At 38.9% G+C, this 20,319-nt stretch carries 18 protein-coding genes; 11 read left to right on the top strand and 7 right to left on the bottom strand.

The features are described from left to right. The first annotated feature begins 3 nt into the window (after positions 1-3). Complete coding sequence (gene glyS / locus ABN217_RS09615) at positions 4-2,076, top strand: glycine--tRNA ligase subunit beta (RefSeq protein WP_115351126.1); 2,073 nt, start codon at positions 4-6, stop codon at positions 2,074-2,076. A gap of 80 nt (positions 2,077-2,156) precedes the next feature. Here glyS and ABN217_RS09610 read toward each other — a convergent pair whose 3' ends face one another. Next, the gene (locus ABN217_RS09610) at positions 2,157-2,597 is read right to left on the bottom strand and encodes a selenium binding protein (protein WP_196554377.1); all 441 of its coding nucleotides are present in this window, start codon (positions 2,595-2,597) and stop codon (positions 2,157-2,159) included. A gap of 180 nt (positions 2,598-2,777) precedes the next feature. Then, a complete protein-coding gene (locus tag ABN217_RS09605) occupies positions 2,778-4,064 on the bottom strand; it encodes a YidR family protein (protein ID WP_197269789.1) in 1,287 nt (428 codons plus the stop codon). Positions 4,065-4,200: 136 nt separating this feature from the next. Between ABN217_RS09605 and ABN217_RS09600 the strand changes: the two genes are divergently transcribed. The 6 genes from ABN217_RS09600 to recG all read left to right on the top strand — a co-directional run bounded on the left by ABN217_RS09600 (position 4,201) and on the right by recG (position 11,049). Beyond that, on the top strand, positions 4,201-4,818 hold the full coding sequence (locus ABN217_RS09600; RefSeq protein ID WP_072068818.1) for a trimeric intracellular cation channel family protein: 618 nt from the start codon (positions 4,201-4,203) through the stop codon (positions 4,816-4,818). Between the two features lie 304 nt (positions 4,819-5,122). Beyond that, the gene (gene gmk, locus ABN217_RS09595) at positions 5,123-5,746 is read left to right on the top strand and encodes a guanylate kinase (protein ID WP_072068819.1); all 624 of its coding nucleotides are present in this window, start codon (positions 5,123-5,125) and stop codon (positions 5,744-5,746) included. Between the two features lie 54 nt (positions 5,747-5,800). Beyond that, a complete protein-coding gene (gene rpoZ / locus ABN217_RS09590; RefSeq protein ID WP_006534607.1) occupies positions 5,801-6,076 on the top strand; it encodes a DNA-directed RNA polymerase subunit omega in 276 nt (91 codons plus the stop codon). Positions 6,077-6,105: 29 nt separating this feature from the next. Further along, a complete protein-coding gene (gene spoT / locus ABN217_RS09585; protein WP_072068820.1) occupies positions 6,106-8,232 on the top strand; it encodes a bifunctional GTP diphosphokinase/guanosine-3',5'-bis pyrophosphate 3'-pyrophosphohydrolase in 2,127 nt (708 codons plus the stop codon). A 2-nt stretch (positions 8,233-8,234) separates the two neighbouring features. Further along, entirely contained in the window at positions 8,235-8,957 is a 723-nt protein-coding gene (trmH, locus tag ABN217_RS09580) for a tRNA (guanosine(18)-2'-O)-methyltransferase TrmH (protein WP_349459352.1), read from the top strand. Between the two features lie 4 nt (positions 8,958-8,961). Continuing rightward, positions 8,962-11,049 carry an ATP-dependent DNA helicase RecG gene (gene recG, locus ABN217_RS09575; RefSeq protein ID WP_349459351.1) on the top strand — a complete coding sequence of 696 codons (2,088 nt, stop codon included), beginning with the start codon at positions 8,962-8,964 and terminating at the stop codon, positions 11,047-11,049. Positions 11,050-11,198: 149 nt separating this feature from the next. Here recG and gltS read toward each other — a convergent pair whose 3' ends face one another. Continuing rightward, a complete protein-coding gene (gene gltS, locus ABN217_RS09570; RefSeq protein WP_072068823.1) occupies positions 11,199-12,413 on the bottom strand; it encodes a sodium/glutamate symporter in 1,215 nt (404 codons plus the stop codon). 241 nt (positions 12,414-12,654) lie between these two features. On the opposite strand from gltS, the gene ABN217_RS09565 reads away from it, so the two are divergent. From ABN217_RS09565 to ABN217_RS09550, 4 genes are all read left to right on the top strand, one after another. Next, positions 12,655-14,046, top strand: a complete 1,392-nt coding sequence (locus ABN217_RS09565; protein WP_196554381.1) for a uracil-xanthine permease family protein — start codon at positions 12,655-12,657, stop codon at positions 14,044-14,046. A gap of 154 nt (positions 14,047-14,200) precedes the next feature. Further along, positions 14,201-14,758, top strand: a complete 558-nt coding sequence (locus tag ABN217_RS09560; RefSeq protein WP_349459350.1) for a hypothetical protein — start codon at positions 14,201-14,203, stop codon at positions 14,756-14,758. 94 nt (positions 14,759-14,852) lie between these two features. Next, on the top strand, positions 14,853-16,529 hold the full coding sequence (locus tag ABN217_RS09555) for an AsmA family protein (protein ID WP_197269785.1): 1,677 nt from the start codon (positions 14,853-14,855) through the stop codon (positions 16,527-16,529). Positions 16,530-16,616: 87 nt separating this feature from the next. Next, positions 16,617-16,856: a hypothetical protein gene (locus ABN217_RS09550; protein ID WP_072068827.1), complete on the top strand. Its 240-nt coding sequence runs from the start codon at positions 16,617-16,619 to the stop codon at positions 16,854-16,856. 81 nt (positions 16,857-16,937) lie between these two features. Here the strand turns inward: ABN217_RS09550 and rluF are convergent, their stop codons facing one another. The 4 genes from rluF to yihX form a co-directional block, all read right to left on the bottom strand. Beyond that, complete coding sequence (rluF, locus tag ABN217_RS09545) at positions 16,938-17,819, bottom strand: 23S rRNA pseudouridine(2604) synthase RluF (RefSeq protein ID WP_196554384.1); 882 nt, start codon at positions 17,817-17,819, stop codon at positions 16,938-16,940. A gap of 194 nt (positions 17,820-18,013) precedes the next feature. Next, positions 18,014-18,928 (bottom strand): fatty acid biosynthesis protein FabY, encoded by a 915-nt coding sequence (gene fabY / locus ABN217_RS09540; protein ID WP_072068829.1) that lies wholly within the window; start codon positions 18,926-18,928, stop codon positions 18,014-18,016. A 36-nt stretch (positions 18,929-18,964) separates the two neighbouring features. After that, positions 18,965-19,402 (bottom strand): D-aminoacyl-tRNA deacylase, encoded by a 438-nt coding sequence (dtd, locus tag ABN217_RS09535; protein WP_072068830.1) that lies wholly within the window; start codon positions 19,400-19,402, stop codon positions 18,965-18,967. 67 nt (positions 19,403-19,469) lie between these two features. Continuing rightward, positions 19,470-20,087, bottom strand: coding sequence for a glucose-1-phosphatase (yihX, locus tag ABN217_RS09530; RefSeq protein WP_072068831.1), 618 nt, complete (start codon positions 20,085-20,087; stop codon positions 19,470-19,472). Positions 20,088-20,319: the final 232 nt, after the last annotated feature.

Below are 20,319 nucleotides of genomic sequence, written 5' to 3'. Positions count from 1 at the left end.
ATCATGACAACTGAGACTTTCCTCGTGGAAATCGGCACGGAAGAATTACCGCCGAAAGCGCTTCGTTCTTTAGCCGAATCTTTTGCTGCTAATTTTACTGCAGAGCTGGACAACGCCAATATCACTCATGGTGATGTATCTTGGTTTGCAGCACCTCGCCGTTTAGCCATCAAAGTAGCTAATATGGCGAAATCGCAAGCAGATAGAACCATTGAAAAACGTGGTCCTGCAATTGCTCAAGCATTTGACGCTGAAGGTAAACCAACCAAAGCAGCTGAAGGTTGGGCAAGAGGTAATGGCATTACTGTTGACCAAGCAGAACGCTTATCAACAGATAAAGGCGAGTGGTTATTTTATCGTGCAGAAGTAAAAGGTGAAGCTGTTAACCAATTACTGATTGGCATGGTAAGCACAGCATTATCCAAATTACCAATTCCAAAATTAATGCGCTGGGGCGATAAAGAAACTCACTTTGTACGTCCTGTTCATACTGTCACTTTATTATTAGGTGATACTGTTATTGATGGTGAAATTTTAGGTATCCAAAGCGATCGTATTATTCGTGGTCATCGCTTTATGGGTGAAGCTGAGTTCACTATTGATAATGCAGATCAGTATCCTGAAATTCTTTATGAGCGCGGAAAAGTTATTGCTGATTACGAAACGCGTAAATCAATTATTCTTCATGATGCTCGTCTTGCTGCTGAAAAACTTGGCGGTATCGCAGATTTAAGCGATAGCTTAGTGGAAGAAGTCACTTCATTGGTTGAATGGCCGGTTGTGTTAACAGCAAAATTTGAGGAAAAATTCCTTGCCGTTCCTGCTGAAGCACTGGTTTACACCATGAAAGGTGACCAAAAATACTTCCCTGTTTATGATAAACAAGGTGGGTTGTTACCTAACTTTATTTTCGTCACTAATATTGAATCTTCTGATCCACAACAGATCATTAGTGGTAACGAAAAAGTAGTACGTCCTCGCTTAGCTGATGCAGAGTTCTTCTTTAAAACTGACCGAAAACAACGTTTAGAAGATAACTTACCACGCCTTGAAACCGTATTATTTCAGAAAGATTTAGGCACACTGCGTGATAAAACAGACCGTATTCAAGCATTAGCTGGCTTTATTGCGAGCAAAATGGGTGCTGATGTTAATAAGGCAACCCGTGCAGGTTTATTGTCAAAATGTGACTTAATGACCAATATGGTGTTCGAATTCACAGATACTCAAGGTGTTATGGGTATGCATTATGCACGTCATGATGGTGAAGCCGAAGAAGTTGCTGTTGCACTAAAAGAACAATATCAGCCTCGTTTTGCAGGCGATGAATTACCTTCTAATCCTGTTGCTAGCGCCCTCGCTATCGCAGAGAAGATGGACACACTTGCGGGTATTTTCGGCATTGGTCAACATCCGAAAGGGGATAAAGATCCATTTGCTCTACGTCGTGCATCATTGGGTGTTTTACGTATTATCGTTGAGCAAGATTTACCGTTAGATATTGAAGAATTAACGCAAGAAGCTGTTCGCCTTTACGGTGACAAACTGACGAATAAAAATGTCGTTAGTGATGTAGTTGAATTTATGTTAGGCCGTTTCCGTTCTTGGTATCAAGAATTAGGTTACAGCATTGATACTATTCAAGCTGTATTAGCACGTCGTCCAACACAACCTGCTGACTTCAATGCTCGTGTTAAAGCAGTAACTTATTTCCGTACATTAGAAGAAGCCTCTGCGTTAGCAGAAGCCAATAAACGTGTTTCTAATATTTTAGCAAAATCTGCTAACGTAAAACTGAATGACACTGTTTTAGCTTCCGTATTAAAAGCACCAGAAGAAGTTCAATTAGCGGCTAATCTTTCTGTATTACAAGATAAGTTGGCACCATTATTTGCAGAGCGTAAATATCAAGAAGCATTAGTTGAACTAGCTTCATTACGTGATGTGGTCAATAACTTCTTTGATAAAGTTATGGTAATGGATGAAGACGAAGCGGTTCGTATCAACCGTTTAACTATGTTAAGCCAATTACGTGAACTATTCTTAAAAGTCGCGGATATTTCTGTTTTACAATAAAGAATAGAATATTGTTTGAAATAAAAACCGATACTCTTATAGGGTATCGGTTTTTTATAAGCATGAAAATAGACACTTAATTATAAATCTCTTAACTCATAGAGTCGTTCTGATAATTCTTTATTTTTATCTATAAAATAAAATAAAAAATCTTCTGTAATATATTCTTGTTTACCATTGCTGTATTTTGTCGCTAATATTTGATTATCTTCATCATCAGAAACATCACAATCTTCTGCACTAACTTGATATGAATGTACTAACCTATTTCTCATTTCCATGACTTCATAAAATCGATCAGCTATTTCGAGACCTGATATTTGATTAATCGTTTGTTTTACATCATCAAGTAACTGTCCTGTTTCTTTATCAATAAGTATATGCCAAGAATATTTTTTATCTAATCTTAAGATGTTTTCTATAACAAAGTTATTATTTGAATTAAATACACAAAAACAAGTTCCGAGTAATTCTCTATACTTTTTAGAAGGCAAAGCTTGCGTTGTATATTCTTCATACATAATATTTATCCCCTTTAATAATGAAAAAAAATAAAATCCATTCTATTTTAATTAATTATTAACTTTGAAAAATATCATTTTTAATTAGAGATCTAACTTAATTTTTATTTAAACAATGAAGATATTTATTATTAAAATAAGAGTATTAATAATGATATTAATACTCTTATTTGTTTAATATTAAATTCCGGTCTCTACTGTAAATATCTGGCGATAACCATCAACATCACGCATAAATGCAATATATTGGTCATTCGGAGAGAATACGACTGCATCACTACTTGGCGCTTGTGCTGTTTTTTCTGTTAATCGTGTTATTTCACCCGTTTTTGCATTACATAACATCACACTGTTATCACAAATAAAGGTGATATATTGTCCGTTACTATTCCATGTAAAGGCTGACTGAATATCCCAATTCTGAGAGGTCACTTGTTTTATCTCTTTCGTACTTGGCGAAACTGTATATAACTGCACAACACCGCTGTCATCTTTCATTAAAAAAGCAATGGCATCACCTTTTGGGGAGCTTCTTAGCCAGTGGCGAGGCTGATTTAAAACACCTGCGTATTTTCTATTAGTTGTATTTGTTAGCCGTATTTGATAAATACCTTTAGCCACCGCTGGCATTGTTGTGTCAGTTCCTGCCAATGGCTTATCACCTTCAATACTGAAAGCGTGATTATCATCAGGTAAATCCACTAAAAAAATATCAGAAACTTTATCGCCTTGTTCACTCACGGTATCGCCAATAAATGCAATTGCCCAGCGTTGTAGTGAACCATCAGCCTTTGTATAGCCCTGAGTACCAACCCAGCACTCTTCATAAGCTTTATTAATTTCATCACTTCCCTTTTGTGGGTGAGCAACAGTTTGGCTTATTACAGTGCAAAAATATTCACCATCATATTCACGAGGATGTTTTTTAGCGACATTTACCGCTTTTAGTGGCACAGCAACCGCCACATTACGTTGATCATATTCACTACCCAATTCATGCATAATATGATCGTTATATGTAAAACTTAAACGTAAACCGTCAGGGCTAAATACATGAACATGAGTCCCCCCACGTAATGCACCAGCTTGATATGGGGAGGTCAGTGAACATGCATCGATATTAAAAGCACGATTTTGCGCTGACTCATCAACAATCACTCCGCGACGATGATGAAAATCATAATGCCATTCATCATCTGGATTTTCAGGCCCATGAATAAAAGCATAACGCACAGGTTCAGTTGGGCATACTGTAGCCACACCAACATATGCTCCTTGTGTTGCAGTGTAAATTATCTGTTGCTGTTTTGTTTTCGCATGAATTTTTTCTATGGTTAGACCTGTAAAAGATCCTCCATTGGGACGTACATCATAGACTAACCACTGGCTATCTGGTGTCCAAACATTTATATTGGTTAACTGATGATGACGGCTATCAAACGTAATCTGGTGTTCCTGAAAAGACATATTTATCCTTATCGGGAAATAAATTTCCACATTATAAAAACTAATTAATTTTACCTGGCACTAAAAAAATTCAGTCGAGACTTTTTCGCAAGGTAATTACTCTATCCTCACTAAATAGTCAGAAAATTAGAAAATCATGTTACTTAGTGTTCTCTATATTATTGGTATTACTGCAGAAGCCATGACGGGTGCGCTTGCTGCTGGCCGTCGTAAAATGGATGTTTTTGGCGTAATTATTATCGCCTCAGCAACGGCCATTGGTGGTGGCTCTGTCAGAGACATTCTACTCGGCCATTACCCACTGGGTTGGGTAAAACACCCTGAATATATCGTCACTGTTGCATGTGCTGCTGTTATCACCATGTGGGTTGCCCCCATGATGAAACACTTACAGCGACTCTTTCTTATCCTAGACGCCATCGGTCTAATGGTTTTCTCTATTATCGGCGCACAAATCGCACTCGATATGGAATATGGCCCAATTATTGCTGCTATTGCCGCGGTGATTACAGGTGCTTTTGGTGGTGTATTAAGGGATATGCTCTGTAATACCATTCCTTTAGTTTTCCAAAAAGAAATTTATGCCGGTATCGCTTTTGGTGCTGCGTGGCTTTATATGGGATTACTGTTTTATACACCATTACCAAGAGACGTTATTATCATCATTACCCTTGTTGCTGGGTTAACGGCTCGACTTCTCGCTATTCGTTATAAATTGGGCCTACCTGTCTTTAATTACGAGAATCAAGATTAACGAATCGCTGTTTTAACAACAGCGGTTATTTTTGATTCTGTGGGGTATCTCAAAATATAATCTCTTTTCACTATTATGATAAAAGGTAATTCCTATCACTGAGCCTTTAATTGTATGTTAATATTGGCATAGTTTAATTTTTCTCTTATTTTCTAATTAAAAAAGAGAACGTAATAAGAAAAAAATATCCCTGTATTAAACATGGGCACTGTATGTCATTCATTGTATGTGTATACTATATGGGGGATTTGCTCCCTAAACATGTATTTATACTTAATTCTCCAGTCAAATTCAGAAAGTCATCATGATCCAAGGAACTCTTTATATTGTTTCCGCTCCAAGCGGTGCGGGTAAATCAAGTCTTATTCAAGCGCTGTTAAAAACACAGCCTTTATATGACACGCAGGTTTCTGTCTCCCATACCACTCGCCCTATGAGACCGGGAGAAAGCCATGGTGAACATTACTTCTTTGTCACTGAAGAAGAATTTAAAAGCATGATAGAGAGTGGAGATTTCCTCGAACATGCTTGTGTTTTTGGTAATTACTACGGTACATCCGGCAAAGTTATCAAAGAAATCTTAGCCAGTGGTGTTGATGTTTTTTTAGATATTGATTGGCAAGGCGCACAACAAGTACGTAAAGCAATGCCAGAAGCTCGTAGTATTTTTATTCTGCCACCGTCAAAAGAAGAGCTTTACCGCCGACTTCGTGGACGTGGCCAAGATAGCGAAGAAGTGATTACAAAACGTATGTCACAAGCTGTATCAGAAATGGAGCATTTTAATGAGTATGATTATTTGCTGATTAATGATGATTTCAATACTGCGCTTGCTGATTTACAATCAATTATTCGTTCAGAAAAATTACGCCTTGATCGTCAAACGCTACGACATGGTGATTTAATCAGCAAATTATTGGCAGACTGAGTTAACTTTCAGTATTATGCCCAGTCATTTCGTTAATGGTGGAGTAACACAAATATGGCACGCGTAACCGTTCAAGACGCTGTAGAAAAAATTGGTAACCGTTTTGACCTCGTTCTGGTCGCAGCACGTCGTGCGCGCCAGTTACAAGTTGGCGCTAAAGATCCTTTAGTTCCAGAAGAAAATGATAAAATGACTGTTGTCGCGCTACGTGAGATCGAAGAAGGCCTGATTAACGGTAAAATTCTTGATGCTCGTGAACGTCAAGAGCAGCAAGAGCAAGAAGCAGCAGAATTACAAGCTGTTTCAGCGATTGCGGAAGGTCGTCGTTAATCGTTTTATAAAATAGGGGTAGGTCTGCCTTGTACCTGTTTGAAAGCCTGAATCAAATCGTTCAAAAATACTTGCCATCGGAGCAAGTTGAACAACTTAAAAAAGCCTTTATCGTCGCCCGAAATGCCCACGAGGGACAAACTCGTTCAAGTGGTGAGCCTTATATAACTCACCCTGTTGCGGTTGCGTGTATTCTCGCAGATATGCGATTAGACCACCAAACGCTTATGGCGGCGTTGTTGCATGATGTTATCGAAGATACGCCTGCAACCTTCCAAGATATCGAAAACCTATTTGGTAGTACGGTGGCCGATCTTGTTGAAGGTGTTTCTAAACTGGACAAATTAAAGTTTAGAGACAAAAAAGAGGCTCAGGCTGAAAATTTCCGTAAAATGATTATGGCGATGGTAAAAGATATTCGCGTCATTTTAATCAAACTGGCAGACCGAACTCACAATATGCGCACACTGGGTTCATTACGCCCAGATAAACGTCGCCGTATTGCTCGCGAGACACTCGAAATCTATAGCCCTTTGGCACATCGTTTAGGTATACATCATATCAAAACAGAGCTTGAAGAGCTGGGTTTCGAGGCGCTACACCCTAATCGTTACCGTGTTATAAAAGAAGTTGTTAAGGCTGCTCGAGGTAACCGCAAAGAGATGATTAATAAAATCCTCTCTGAAATTGAAGGTCGCCTAACAGAAGCGCATATTGAATGCAAAGTTAACGGTCGCGAAAAACACCTCTACTCTATCTATCGCAAAATGTTGCTAAAAGAGCAACGCTTTCACTCGATTATGGATATCTATGCCTTTCGCGTTATCGTGAAAGAAGTTGATACCTGTTATCGCGTATTGGGTCAAATGCACAGTCTTTATAAACCACGTCCGGGGCGAGTTAAAGACTATATTGCCATCCCTAAAGCCAACGGCTATCAATCTCTTCATACATCACTTATTGGCCCTCATGGCGTGCCAGTTGAAGTGCAAATTCGTACTGAAGATATGGATCAAATGGCTGAAATGGGGGTTGCAGCGCATTGGGCTTATAAAGAGCAAGGTGAACAACCGGGCACAACCGCACAAGTAAGAGCTCAACGCTGGATGCAAAGCCTACTTGAATTGCAACAAAGCGCGGGTAGCTCATTTGAATTTATCGAAAACGTAAAATCAGATCTTTTTCCTGATGAAATCTACGTTTTCACTCCAGAAGGTCGCATTGTTGAATTACCAACGAGCGCGACTCCTGTCGATTTTGCTTATGCTGTACATACTGATATTGGTCATGCGTGTGTGGGCGCAAGAGTTGATAGACAACCTTATCCTCTTTCACAATCGCTACGCACAGGACAAACAGTTGAAATTATTACTGCTCCAGGTGCACGACCGAACGCAGCTTGGCTAAATTTTGTCGTCAGCTCAAGAGCTCGTTCTAAAATTCGCCAACTTCTGAAAAATTTAAAACGTGAAGACTCTATTAATTTAGGTCGCCGTTTATTGAATCACGCTTTAGGTGAGCATAAGCTCGCTGATATTTCAGCCGAGAATATTGAGCGTGAATTGAAGCGAATGAAGCTCCATTCCATTGATGACTTAATGGCTGAGATTGGCTTAGGTAACACCATGAGTGTTGTTGTCGCGCGTAATTTATTAATTGATACTCAAAATCAAGATGATAACGCACCAACAAATGCAACTAATGATGAAACACCTAAACTGCCAATTAAAGGTGCCGATGGCGTATTAATCTCCTTTGCTAAATGTTGTCGCCCTATTCCGGGTGATCCTATCGTGGCACATATTAGCCCAGGAAAAGGCTTAGTTATTCACCATGAATCTTGCCGTAATATTCGTGGCTATCAAAAAGAGCCTGAAAAATTCATGCCTGTCGAGTGGGATAAAGAGATCAACAGTGATTTCATTACTGAAATTAAAGTCGATATGATTAACCACCAAGGTGCATTAGCAAACTTAACCGCTGCAATTAATGATGCAAACTCAAGTATTCAAAGCATGAATACTGAAGAGAAAGATGGTCGTGTTTATTGTGCTTTTATTCGCTTAACCGCGAAAGACCGAATTCAATTAGCCAATATCATGCGCAAACTTCGCATCATGCCTGACGTTCTGCGCGTGAGTCGTAATAAAAACTAGCCATGAATTCAATTCGATATACCCGCATCTGCCAAATGATGGCGATGCGGCAACCTGACCTAACAGTTTGCCTTGAAGAAGTGCATAAATCCCATAATGTGGCCGCTGTTATAAGAACAGCTGATGCCGTGGGTATTCCTAAAATTCATGCTATTTGGCCTGAAGAAAAAATGCGAATGCTCGTATCACCGGCAGCAGGAAGTAACAGTTGGGTCAATGTAGAAACACACCCCACAATCGCTGATGCCATAGGTACCTTTCGTAATCAAGGTATGCAAGTTCTTGCGACACATCTCTCAGATAAAGCCGTCGATTTTCGTGAGATTGATTACACTCGCCCAACTTGTATTATTATGGGACAAGAAAAAACAGGTATCTCACAAGATGCGATAGCGCTTGCCGATCAAGATATCATTGTTCCTATGATGGGTATGGTGCAATCATTGAATGTTTCGGTTGCCAGTGCTTTAATTTTATATGAAGCACAACGACAACGTCAGACTGCAGGTATGTATAATCGAACAGAGAGCACCTTGACAGAAGAACAACAACAAATTCTGCTATTTGAAGGTGGATATCCAGTCTTAGCAGAAGTTTCTCGTCGAAAAGGCCTGCCTCGCCCATACATTAATGGTCGTGGTGAAATTGAAGCACCTGACTCATGGTGGGCAGAAATGCAAATGACACAAAAGCAACTTAGGAAATTAAAAAAGACGGAGTATTGATCTCATGAAAGGAAAACTGCTTGATGCAATCCCCTTAACCACTCTTCACGGCGTAGGTGCAAGTCAGGCAGACAAGCTGGCAAAAATAGGGCTTGTGACTATTGAGGATTTGTTACTCCACCTTCCTTTGCGTTATGAAGATCAAACACACCTCTATGCTATTAGCGATCTTCTTCCCGGTATTCCTGCCACTGTCTCTGGTGAAATATTAAGAACCGAAGTCAGTTTTGGGCGACGAAAAATGATGACCTGCCAAATTTCTGATGGATCAGGTATTCTAACGCTTCGCTTTTTTAACTTTACGGCAGCAATGAAAAACAACCTTGCTCAAGGTAAACAAGTCACCGCCTATGGTGAAGTAAAGCGAGGAAGCCGAGGCCCTGAAATTATCCACCCTGAATACAAAATTAAAGTGGCAGGTGCTGAGGTTAAATTGCAAGAAACACTCACCCCGATTTATTCCACAACCGAAGGCTTACGCCAAACATCATTGCGTAAACTGATAGAGCAAGCGTTAGAATTACTTGATACCTGCGCTATTAATGAATTATTGCCTGATCAATTTATTCATGGTTTACCCCCATTAGCAGCCGCATTGCGCACTTTACATAATCCGCCTCCCGATATCGCCTTCGCAGAGCTTGAAAAAGGGCAACACCCCGCACAAAAAAGGCTTATCCTTGAAGAGTTACTGGCTCATAATTTAGGTATGCTGAATGCCAGAGCGGGTGCGCAATCTTATCGTGCAGAACCGCTGTTTATGCCAAGCACTTCCACATTACGCCAGCAATTTCTCGCAATGCTACCTTTTACTCCCACAAATGCTCAGCAACGTGTCGTCAATGAAATTGAAAATGATTTAGAAAAAAACTACCCGATGATGCGACTTATCCAAGGAGATGTAGGTTCAGGTAAAACACTAGTTGCAGCATTAAGTGCATTACGTACCATTGCAAATGGTAAGCAAGTGGCGTTAATGGCTCCAACAGAATTATTAGCAGAACAACATGCATTGACATTTAGAAAATGGTTCGAGCCTTTTGGTATTCAAGTGGGTTGGTTAGCTGGAAAACAAAAAGGGAAAGCTCGCGAAGCACAACAAAACGCCATTGCGAATGGTGAAGTTTCTATTATTATTGGCACTCATGCTATTTTCCAAGAACAAGTAAAATTTCACGCCCTTGCCTTAGTCATTATTGATGAACAGCACCGTTTTGGAGTGCATCAACGTCTTGCTTTATGGAAAAAAGGTGAAGAACAAGGTTTTCACCCACATCAATTGGTAATGACGGCAACACCAATCCCACGAACACTAGCAATGACTGCTTATGCCGATATGGATACTTCTATCATCGACGAATTACCTCCCGGACGGACACCAGTAACCACGGTTGCCATCCCCGATACTCGTCGTAATGATATTATTGAGCGTATTAGGCTCGCCTGTACAGAAGAGAAGCGCCAAGCTTATTGGGTCTGTACATTAATTGAAGATTCCGACGTACTTGAAGCACAAGCGGCTCAAGTAATTTATGATGAACTTACACTCGCACTTCCTGAAATTAAAGTTGGACTTGTACATGGTCGAATGAAACCTGCTGAAAAGCAAGCTGTTATGACGGCATTTAAAGAAAATGAGTTACATCTTCTAGTCGCAACAACCGTTATCGAAGTTGGCGTTGATGTACCTAATGCCAGTTTGATGATTATTGATAACCCTGAAAGACTAGGCCTTGCACAGTTACACCAACTACGTGGCCGAGTGGGTCGAGGTGCAATTGCCTCTCATTGTGTTTTACTTTATAAAACACCACTGACGCAAACTGCACGTTTACGATTACAAGTATTAAGAGATAGCAATGATGGCTTTGTCATTGCCCAAAAAGATCTCGAAATTCGTGGCCCAGGCGAACTTTTAGGTACCAAACAAACAGGTAATGCGCAATTTAAAGTGGCTGATTTATTACGCGACCAAGGGCTCATTCCTGAAGTACAACGTATTGCTCGTTACTTACATCAACACTACCCTAAGCATTCTCAAGCCTTAATCGAACGCTGGTTACCTGCTAAGACACAATATAGCCAAGCATAAGATCACTCTTTGCATCGCCTTAGTATGTCGTTAAATGCGGTTTGGCGTGATATTAAAATAGAACACGCCATAAAAAACACCCCAATGCTGAAAAACAACGTTGGGGTGCGATTTAATACAGAGATATTTCTCAAGTTACAACAGTAAAACTATCCCGCTATAGGCGTAAAGAATGGTAGCAGTAGATACAGTTTAATCACTATCGCATTCACAATATCAATAAAGAATGCCCCTACCATTGGCACAACTAAGAACGCAAGATGAGAAGGACCAAAACGATCCGTAACGGCTTGCATATTAGCAATCGCCGTTGGCGTTGCTCCTAAACCAAAACCACAGTGACCCGCTGCCAAAATCGCCGCATCGTAGTTTTTACCCATCACACGGAATGTCACAAAAATAGCGTACAACGCCATAACACCCGCCTGAACACCTAGAATAACCAGCATTGGGATCGCCAGTGAGGCCAGTTCCCATAATTTCAGGCTCATTAATGCCATCGCTAAAAATAACGATAAACTCACGTTACCTAAAACTGATACCGCTCTATCAAAAACACGATAGAAACCAAGCATTGAGAGGCTATTACTTAAAATAACACCAATAAATAGGACACATACAAAGGTTGGCAATGAGAATGCAGTGCCTTCTAATAATTGAGAAAGGAATGTGCCCGCCATTAAACAGATAGAGATCATCGCAATAGTTTCTAACAATACCATTGAAGTAATCATCCTACCTGTGGTGGGTTTCTCAAACGCCGTTGGCATTTCATGATCGTCAGTACCAAGTCCTGGTGTTGGAATATTTTTGATTAAGTAACGCGCAACTGGGCCACCAATCAATCCACCTAAAACCAGACCAAAGGTTGCACACGCCATTGCGACTTCAGACGCACTCATGAAACCATAACTTTCAACGAACGTTTTACCCCAAGCCGCCCCCGTACCATGACCACCCGATAATGTAATCGAGCCTGCAAGTAATCCCATTAAAGGATCAAGGCCTAACATTTTCGCCAATGCAATACCGACTGTGTTTTGCACTAGCAACAACCCAACCACAACAAAGATGAAAATAAAAAGTGCTTTTCCTCCCGCTTTTAAGCTCGCGAGGTTCGCGTTTAAACCGATCGTTGCAAAGAAGGCTAGCATTAATGGATCTTTAAGCGAGAGGTCAAAACTCACTTCCCAATCCATAAAAGATTTAAATGCTAATAAAAGAACTGCAACAAGTAGCCCACCTGCAACAGGTTCTGGGATCGTATACCGTTCTAAAAAAGGAACAGATTTCACTAACTTACGTCCGATCAAGAGAACCAAAGTGGCCGCAACCAGCGTGCCATAAACATCAAGATGATACATTTATGTACCCCGTCTTATTTGTTAATTTTATATAAAAATACTACGACGCTAAGTTCATCCATAAACAACGCCAAAAGCAGGTATCCCCGATTAGAAAAAAAAATGGCGACAAACACAAGTTAAAACATATAAAAATGTGAGCGCCTCTTATGCATTTTGATAACATCATTTTCACGCAAACGATTGCTTTTGTGGCGCAGATCATTAAAATACCGTTTTTGTCGAATAAGAAATTCACACCATGGTTACTTCAGAAAATCAAAAATTGCCTAAAGATAGTGATGTTTCAGTTAAAAAAAATAGCGAACTTCTTTTTGCTTTAGAAGAAAAGCCTCCATTAGCTCAAACGCTTTTTGCTGCATGTCAGCACCTTTTAGCCATGTTTGTCGCGGTTATTACTCCCGCAATTTTAATTTGCCAAGCCTTAGGATTACCTGCACACGATACCCAACGTATTATCAGCATGTCTTTATTTGCATCAGGTATTGCCTCACTTATTCAAATTCGGGCATGGGGGCCAATTGGTTCAGGATTATTATCGATTCAAGGAACTAGCTTTAACTTTGTTGCACCTTTAATTATGGGGGGATTAGCACTTAAAAATGGAGGGGCTGATATCCCAACAATGATGGCCGCCCTTTTTGGAACTTTAATGGTCGCCTCGTTAACAGAAATCGTCCTTTCACGCGTACTTCACTTGGCAAGACGTATCATAACGCCTTTAGTATCTGGTGTAGTCGTGATGATTATTGGTCTTTCGTTAATCCAAGTGGGGTTAACCTCTATTGGTGGCGGCTATGCAGCTATTGAAAATAATACTTTTGGTTCGCCACAGAACTTATTACTAGCCGGCTCGGTTCTCATTGTTATTATTTTACTGAATCGACAAAAAAATCCTTATTTACGTGTTGCCTCTTTAGTCATAGCTATGGCTGTGGGTTATATTCTTGCTTGGGCACTGGATATGTTGCCAACACCAGTAGAGCATCAAGAAACACCAATGATGACTATTCCTGAACCGTTTTATTATGGGCTATCATTTGATTGGCATCTGCTTATTCCCTTAATGCTCGTGTTTATGATCACTTCGCTAGAAACCATTGGTGATATCACAGCAACGTCTGATGTTTCAGAGCAACCCGTCAGTGGTCCTTTGTATATGAAGCGCATTAAAGGGGGCGTATTAGCTAATGGAATTAACTCCATGGTTTCAGCATTTTTCAATACATTCCCAAACTCTTGTTTTGGTCAAAATAACGGTGTTATTCAATTAACGGGTGTTGCCAGTCGTTATGTGGGCTATGTTGTTGCCGCCATGTTGGTTGTTTTGGGTTTATTTCCTTTTGTTGCAGAATTTGTGCAACGAATTCCTGAGCCTGTATTAGGCGGAGCCACATTAGTGATGTTCGGTACGATAGCTGCGTCCGGTGTACGTATTGTGTCTAAAGAGGCATTAAACCGCCGAGCTATTATGATCCTTGCTATTTCACTTGCGGTAGGGTTAGGGGTTTCCCAACAACCTCAAATATTACAATTTGCCCCTGATTGGCTAAAAACATTGCTATCATCAGGTATTGCTGCTGGGGGATTAACGGCAATTATTTTAAATCTAATTTTCCCTCCGGAAAAATAATTATTAACTAGCAACAAATGAGTAAAGCGCTATTTTGGATTATGAAAATAGCGCTTTATTTATCATCTTTAGGCCAATGGTATTTTTATAAAAGTATTGCCCTTTGAGTTACGGTAAATCTTTATCTCAATACTGAAAATCAAAGGAAAATAACATGACTACACCATTGATCCCAATTAAAAACCCTGCACTCGAGTACTTAAAAAGTCATCCATCTACTCAAGATTTTCATATACAAACTATTGGGCAATTTTTTACTTATCTCAAAGATTCTCTTCTTTCGTTATTTAATAGTGACCATAAATTTACTTATTTAGGAAATAAATCTGTTGCTGACTTCAATTTAGAATATATTAAAAAAGATTTAAATAACTTTTTAGACAACCCTAATCTTAATTGTTCTGAACAAAAGGATAAGGCAGACTATCTGACTTATACTTTTGAATATTTACCAATACAAGCTCATATATTACCTAATTTCTATGATGTTTATCGCTCAGGCAAAATTGAACCTAATGCACTAATTACTCAGTTAATTAATTACGCAAATAAATTAAAATTAGATAAAGAAAATTTAAACACCAAAGAGCTACAACAATATCAATTAATTAAAGAAATACTAGCAGAGGTACAGCCTTATTTAGACGTAAAACAACCACAATCTGACAGTCTAAAAGAAATGATCAAGACTATTACTAATCAACCACTCTAAACACTTTGATTTAACCGATCAATACTTGAGCATCACCCAATTTTCAGGCATAACTGTATAATGTTTTGATGGAGTCTAAAACAGGAGAAGGGCAATGCGCTGGCTGATGAAAAGTATGGTATCTCTGATACTTATCGTTATTTTATTTATTATCATAATTTACGCTTTTATTCAAACTCAGTGGGGAGCGCAAAAAACAAGTGAATGGCTAACACAATATACTGATTACGATATTCGCTTCTCAGGTATTGAACATGACCTTATGCAACCCGAACAAGTTATTGTTCATGATCTCTCTGTTAACCCTAAGCAAGACAAAACAACTGTATTCGCAAAATCAGCACAGATTCGACTTAATTGGCAATTTTTTACCGCCCCTTCTCACCTGCAAAAAATCACATTAGAAAATGGCAATATTGAATTTACTAATAAGGCTCCATCAATACCGTTAAGTGCTGATATTCTGCAATTTAAAAATATGATTTTAAACAGCACCAATGCAGATTTTTCTTTCGAAGCGAAAAAAGTGACGGGGGGAATTACACCTTGGGCACCTACATCGGAAGATTTTATTGGTGCAGGCCATTTTCAATTTTCCATTGCTAATGGCACGATAAATAATAATGAATTCAGTAATTTCATTATTTCTGGTCAATATCAACCAAATAATATTCAAATAGAAAAACTAGGAACGCGTTTACTTAATGGCTCACTCTCATTAAGTGGTCAGTATCAAAATAATCAATGGAAGTTTGATGAAGTTTATATGAATGGCTTACGTTGGCAATCCTCTCAAACCTTCAGTGATTTAATACAATCAATCTCTAAATACCCACGCATTAGCATAAGAGCACTTAATATTGTTGATTTTACGGCTGAAGGAAAGCAATGGGCAATAAGTGGTTTTGATGGTCAATTTTCTCAGTTTGATTGGGATAAAAATCTAACATTCACAACGGGTGAACTCAACGCAAATGACGTTGTTTTCCAAGATGAACATTTCACTGATCTTATCGCAAAACTGAATCAGCAAAACAATCAACTCAATCTTGATAATCTTAGTTTACGTTATGAAAAAGGCTTAATTAAACTTGCGGGGAATTGGAATAAAGACTCGAAAACTATTTCTATTCATGAAGCGACACTTTCAGGCCTTTTATACACACTCCCTGAAGATTGGCTCGCTTTTTTAGCTAAGCCTATTAATAACAGCAGTGATATTCAAAATATTACTATCGAACAGTTATCCATAAACCAATCAATTTTAATTGATATCACACCAGAGTTTCCTTTCCAATTCACAGGATTAACAGGAAAACTACAAAATTTAATTATTGCAAAAGAAGGTGAATGGGGATTATGGCAAGGTTCAGCTATATTAAATGCAGATAGTGGAACATTAAATAGAATTGAATTACGTCGCCCTGATCTAAATATTGTCACTCAGCAAGATAATGCAATTATTGAGCAATATTCGGCCTTTATTGGTGATGGTATTGTGCGAGGCTCAGCAGGTTTAGTGCAATCTAACCAACAACGTCAGTTCTCACTCATTGCTAATGGACTCAATGTGCCTTTATCAACGCCTTATACATTAGGTTTAAAAACAACCTACTCTGATGAAATAGGCCAATTTACACTAAAACTGAAAGGTAATTTACGTGCAATTCCAGTGATATCAACACTCAATGGCACATTAACTGGAAGTAAAGGTGAGCAACAAATACTCAATTCAGAAATACAAAATGGCGAAATAATTAATCACCTATAATATTGATCTTTCGCAGGAGCACGGATTGCTCCCTTAATAAAAAGCGTTACAATGCGCTATTGCCCTTTTCTTTATTGTGGAGTTTTCATGTCTGACGAAGATTTTTCCCCTGAAAAAATATCTTTAAACACGTTTCAACAATCTCCTTTAACTGCACTTGAAGATAACAGCACACTGCTTGTGTGTGATGACAACAAAACTCCGTTGTTCTATTGCCTATCTAAAGAAGACTATGACGCCTTAATTGAACGGGTTATGGATGCCGAACTTGCCGCGATTGTGCTTGAACGTCGTCAAAACAAATTAGATGAGTTGAATTTAGACTAATTTTATTAATACCTAAATAGAACAAACAAAAAACACCCTTCCAGGTGTTTTTTTGTTTTTATCGTATTTACAGAGATGATATTAGCGTTTTTTCTTTTTTCGACCCGGCTGAACAAAGCGCTTACGAGAGTTATTTTCCGTTTCTTTGGTTTTTGTTTGAGGAATATGAATACCCAAGGCTTTTGCATTACTACTGATTTGTTTTTTAGGTTTACTTTGTTTTGCTTTTGGTGGTACTTCAGACGTTGATTTTTCAATCGCTTCAAATAAGGTAATCAGTTCATCATCGGTCAGATCACGCCATTCACCAACAGGCAATCCCGATAAACTCACATTCATAATACGAACACGTTCAAGCTTAGTGACTTCATAACCAAAATATTCACACATACGACGAATTTGGCGATTTAATCCTTGAACTAAGGTAATACGAAACACCATTGGCGCTTCTTTCTTGACCTTACATTTCTTGGTTTTTTGTCCCATGATAGGAACGCCTGCGCCCATTCCATGAATAAACTCATCAGTGATCGGTTTATTCACTGTCACAAGGTACTCTTTTTCGTGATCGTTACCTGCACGTAAGATTTTATTGACTAAATCACCGTGGTTAGTTAGGAAAATCAATCCCTGTGAATCTTTATCTAAACGCCCAATTGGGAAAATACGGGTACTGTGGTTAACATAATCAACAATATTATCTTTTTCGCCATCATCTGTGGTACTGACAATACCCACAGGTTTATTCAGCGCAATCAGCACCAACTCAGAATTATCCTGTGCTTCAATCAATCGACCATTAACTTTGACTTCATCACCAGCAAATACTTGGTCGCCAATACCGGCGCGTTTGCCATTAATAAGGACAAGTCCTTGCTCAATATAACGGTCAGCCTCACGACGTGAGCAGATCCCGCTTTCACTGATATATTTATTAAGACGAGTAGATAAATTGGTGTCCATGCTTCCCTCCGTAAACTGCGAAATATACATCAATTGGATCGCGATAGAAACACTTTGGCATTCTCCTTGCCTTAAAGGACGAATTTTTGTGGCAAACCTAATAAGATAAGTATTAAAGTATAGATTAATTATCCACACGCCTTAACGCAAAAAAGATAAAAAACAATTAAATTCAATCAATTAACCTCAATCACCTAACATTGCTTATTTTGTGCAGGTAAAACAATATAAGTACCACTAAAAACAGCACCAACCCCTTCATCACCACAAATATCGACATCTAACTTGATGCGTGCCTTGCTCCCTTTAGCTAATCGCCCTAAATCACCACTTAGATTTTCCATATCAGCAACGGCGGCAGGACGCCCAGAAACGGGTTTTCGATAACGAATATGGGCATCCACCAACACAATATCACCTTGTAATTTATGCTCTTGCATTAATAACCAAATCAATCCCCAACCTGTTAAGGTGGCAAGTGAAAATTGGCTACCAGCAAAAATGGTGTGATGGGGGTTTTGATTTCCTGCTTCAGGAATAGTGGTATAAAAACGAGTGCCAGTGTATTGAGTAATGCGCAACCCCATTTTTTCACTTAATGGGATATGTTGATGCCATTGTTTTTGTAATTCAGCACACCAATCAGGCCGATGAAGAATATCATCTAAGGACTCAATACTTTTTTTCATAAAGAAATGCTTTATGGGTGTCGTTTGTGGACCTGTAACTAAGCCACAATTTTCATAACCCAATTTTTCAAAGAAGCTTACAGACTCTTCTCTTGCACTACACACGATCCGTTTTATACCTTCTTGGCGAGCCAATGACTCTAAAGCCATAGCAACAAGAGTACCTAAGCCTTTACCTTGCGCATCAGTGCGTACTGCCATAAAGCGGATAGCCCCTTCGTTATCCGCATTAATATAAAGTCGCCCAATTGCAACGGGTTGCCCTATTTCATCAACAACCATTTGGTGATGAGCAAAGGTGTCATAACCGTCTTTTTCAGAGCCTTCAGGTTGATGTAGAGGTTTACGAAGCATTTCCCAACGAAAAGCATAATAGGCATCAAATTCCGCCTCTGTCTTTGGTGTCCGTAAATGGTACATATCTGAGCTCCTTTTAACACGACTGTGCGTTCGACGTTATACCTGCAACCAAAAGGTGACTGGGCCATCATTAGTCAGTGTGATTTGCATATCTGCGGCAAATTGGCCTGTTTGCGTTTCTAAACCTTGTAGCTGACATTGTTCAATAAAGTAGTGATAGAGATTTTTCGCTAATTCTGGGGGCGCACCATTTGAAAATCCTGGACGCATACCTTTTTGTGTTTCCGCGGCAAGTGTGAATTGAGAGACAACTAATAAACTACCACCAGCTTGTTGCACATTTAGGTTCATTTTGTCATTTTCATCACTAAAGATGCGATAACCACATACTTTTTCACATAGTCTTTTGGCTTTCTGTTCGTTGTCGTCTTTCTCTACACCTAATAAAACCAATAATCCTTGATTAATAGCGCCGACTGTTTCACCAGCAATATCCACGTTTGCCTGTGTCACTCGTTGAATTAACGCAATCATGCTCTCTCCAAAATAAATCAATAAAAAAGGATAACAAATTCAATCTATTGTTATCCTTAAGATAGCATTATTCTTCTACTGGGAGAGTAAAATCGTAATCTTTGAAATAGTCAATGACTGTGTGTTTATCAATAACATGTACACCTTTCATGCCTACTGCAATTGCTGCATCAACATTTGCTTTTATATCATCAAAGAAAACGGCATCTTGTGCTTCAATGTCTTCAGACTGTAAAACATATTTATAGATTTCAGGATCTGGCTTTCTCATTCCAATATCTTGAGATAGATAGAGGAAATCTGCAGAAGCCGCAATTTCAGGATAATGCTCAGGCCAATAATCTTGGTGTAAGCGATTAGTATTCGATAACACAACAACCCGATGTCCTTGCTCTCTTAATTTATTCATTATATCAATAACTTCGGGGCGAACTGCGATAAAAATAGCTTGCCAGCCTTCAGCAAATTGCTCAAAGCTTAGGCTCATCCCTAATTCTGAGCTGATTTCTTCTGCAAATTCGATGTCTGTAATATTGCCGCGTTCGTGTAATTTAAAGATCTCTCCTGTGGTGAAGTTCTTTTTTATGTTCGCTAATGGAACACCACTGAGTTTACTCCATACTGCGAATACCCGGTTAAAATCGATATCAATAATCACATTACCCATATCAAAGATATAAAGCATAAATCCTCTCCATAATAGAAAACTCATTTTACTTTAATCATAAATCGCTTTACTGAACAGGCTTAAACGCTAAAAAAGTACAATAATCACACTTAATTTTTTTGTAAAACATAAAAAAGGATTGGGATAGAGGAAAAATGAGACTGCTTTCATCTGTGCTTCGAAATAGTATTGGTGACTTGTACAACGATTAAGTTGTAAATGCAGACAAGGGATAAAAAATAAGAAAAGG

This window comes from Proteus sp. fly-1067, from assembly GCF_040139345.1.
In the GTDB taxonomy this organism is placed as follows: Bacteria; Pseudomonadota; Gammaproteobacteria; order Enterobacterales; family Enterobacteriaceae; genus Proteus; species Proteus vulgaris_B.
Note: the sequence above shows the minus strand (reverse complement) of the source record. Positions and strands in the feature narration are given on the sequence as shown.

Bases quoted from the DNA above. Each gene is read 5' to 3' on its own strand.
- glyS (WP_115351126.1), top strand. From the start codon at position 4: ATGACAACTGAGACTTTCCTCGTGGAAATCGGCACGGAAGAATTACCG.
- ABN217_RS09610 (WP_196554377.1), bottom strand. From the start codon at position 2,597: ATGTATGAAGAATATACAACGCAAGCTTTGCCTTCTAAAAAGTATAGA.
- ABN217_RS09605 (WP_197269789.1), bottom strand. From the start codon at position 4,064: ATGTCTTTTCAGGAACACCAGATTACGTTTGATAGCCGTCATCATCAG.
- ABN217_RS09600 (WP_072068818.1), top strand. From the start codon at position 4,201: ATGTTACTTAGTGTTCTCTATATTATTGGTATTACTGCAGAAGCCATG.
- gmk (WP_072068819.1), top strand. From the start codon at position 5,123: ATGATCCAAGGAACTCTTTATATTGTTTCCGCTCCAAGCGGTGCGGGT.
- rpoZ (WP_006534607.1), top strand. From the start codon at position 5,801: ATGGCACGCGTAACCGTTCAAGACGCTGTAGAAAAAATTGGTAACCGT.
- trmH (WP_349459352.1), top strand. From the start codon at position 8,235: ATGAATTCAATTCGATATACCCGCATCTGCCAAATGATGGCGATGCGG.
- recG (WP_349459351.1), top strand. From the start codon at position 8,962: ATGAAAGGAAAACTGCTTGATGCAATCCCCTTAACCACTCTTCACGGC.
- gltS (WP_072068823.1), bottom strand. From the start codon at position 12,413: ATGTATCATCTTGATGTTTATGGCACGCTGGTTGCGGCCACTTTGGTT.
- ABN217_RS09565 (WP_196554381.1), top strand. From the start codon at position 12,655: ATGGTTACTTCAGAAAATCAAAAATTGCCTAAAGATAGTGATGTTTCA.
- ABN217_RS09560 (WP_349459350.1), top strand. From the start codon at position 14,201: ATGACTACACCATTGATCCCAATTAAAAACCCTGCACTCGAGTACTTA.
- ABN217_RS09555 (WP_197269785.1), top strand. From the start codon at position 14,853: ATGCGCTGGCTGATGAAAAGTATGGTATCTCTGATACTTATCGTTATT.
- ABN217_RS09550 (WP_072068827.1), top strand. From the start codon at position 16,617: ATGTCTGACGAAGATTTTTCCCCTGAAAAAATATCTTTAAACACGTTT.
- rluF (WP_196554384.1), bottom strand. From the start codon at position 17,819: ATGGACACCAATTTATCTACTCGTCTTAATAAATATATCAGTGAAAGC.
- fabY (WP_072068829.1), bottom strand. From the start codon at position 18,928: ATGTACCATTTACGGACACCAAAGACAGAGGCGGAATTTGATGCCTAT.
- dtd (WP_072068830.1), bottom strand. From the start codon at position 19,402: ATGATTGCGTTAATTCAACGAGTGACACAGGCAAACGTGGATATTGCT.
- yihX (WP_072068831.1), bottom strand. From the start codon at position 20,087: ATGCTTTATATCTTTGATATGGGTAATGTGATTATTGATATCGATTTT.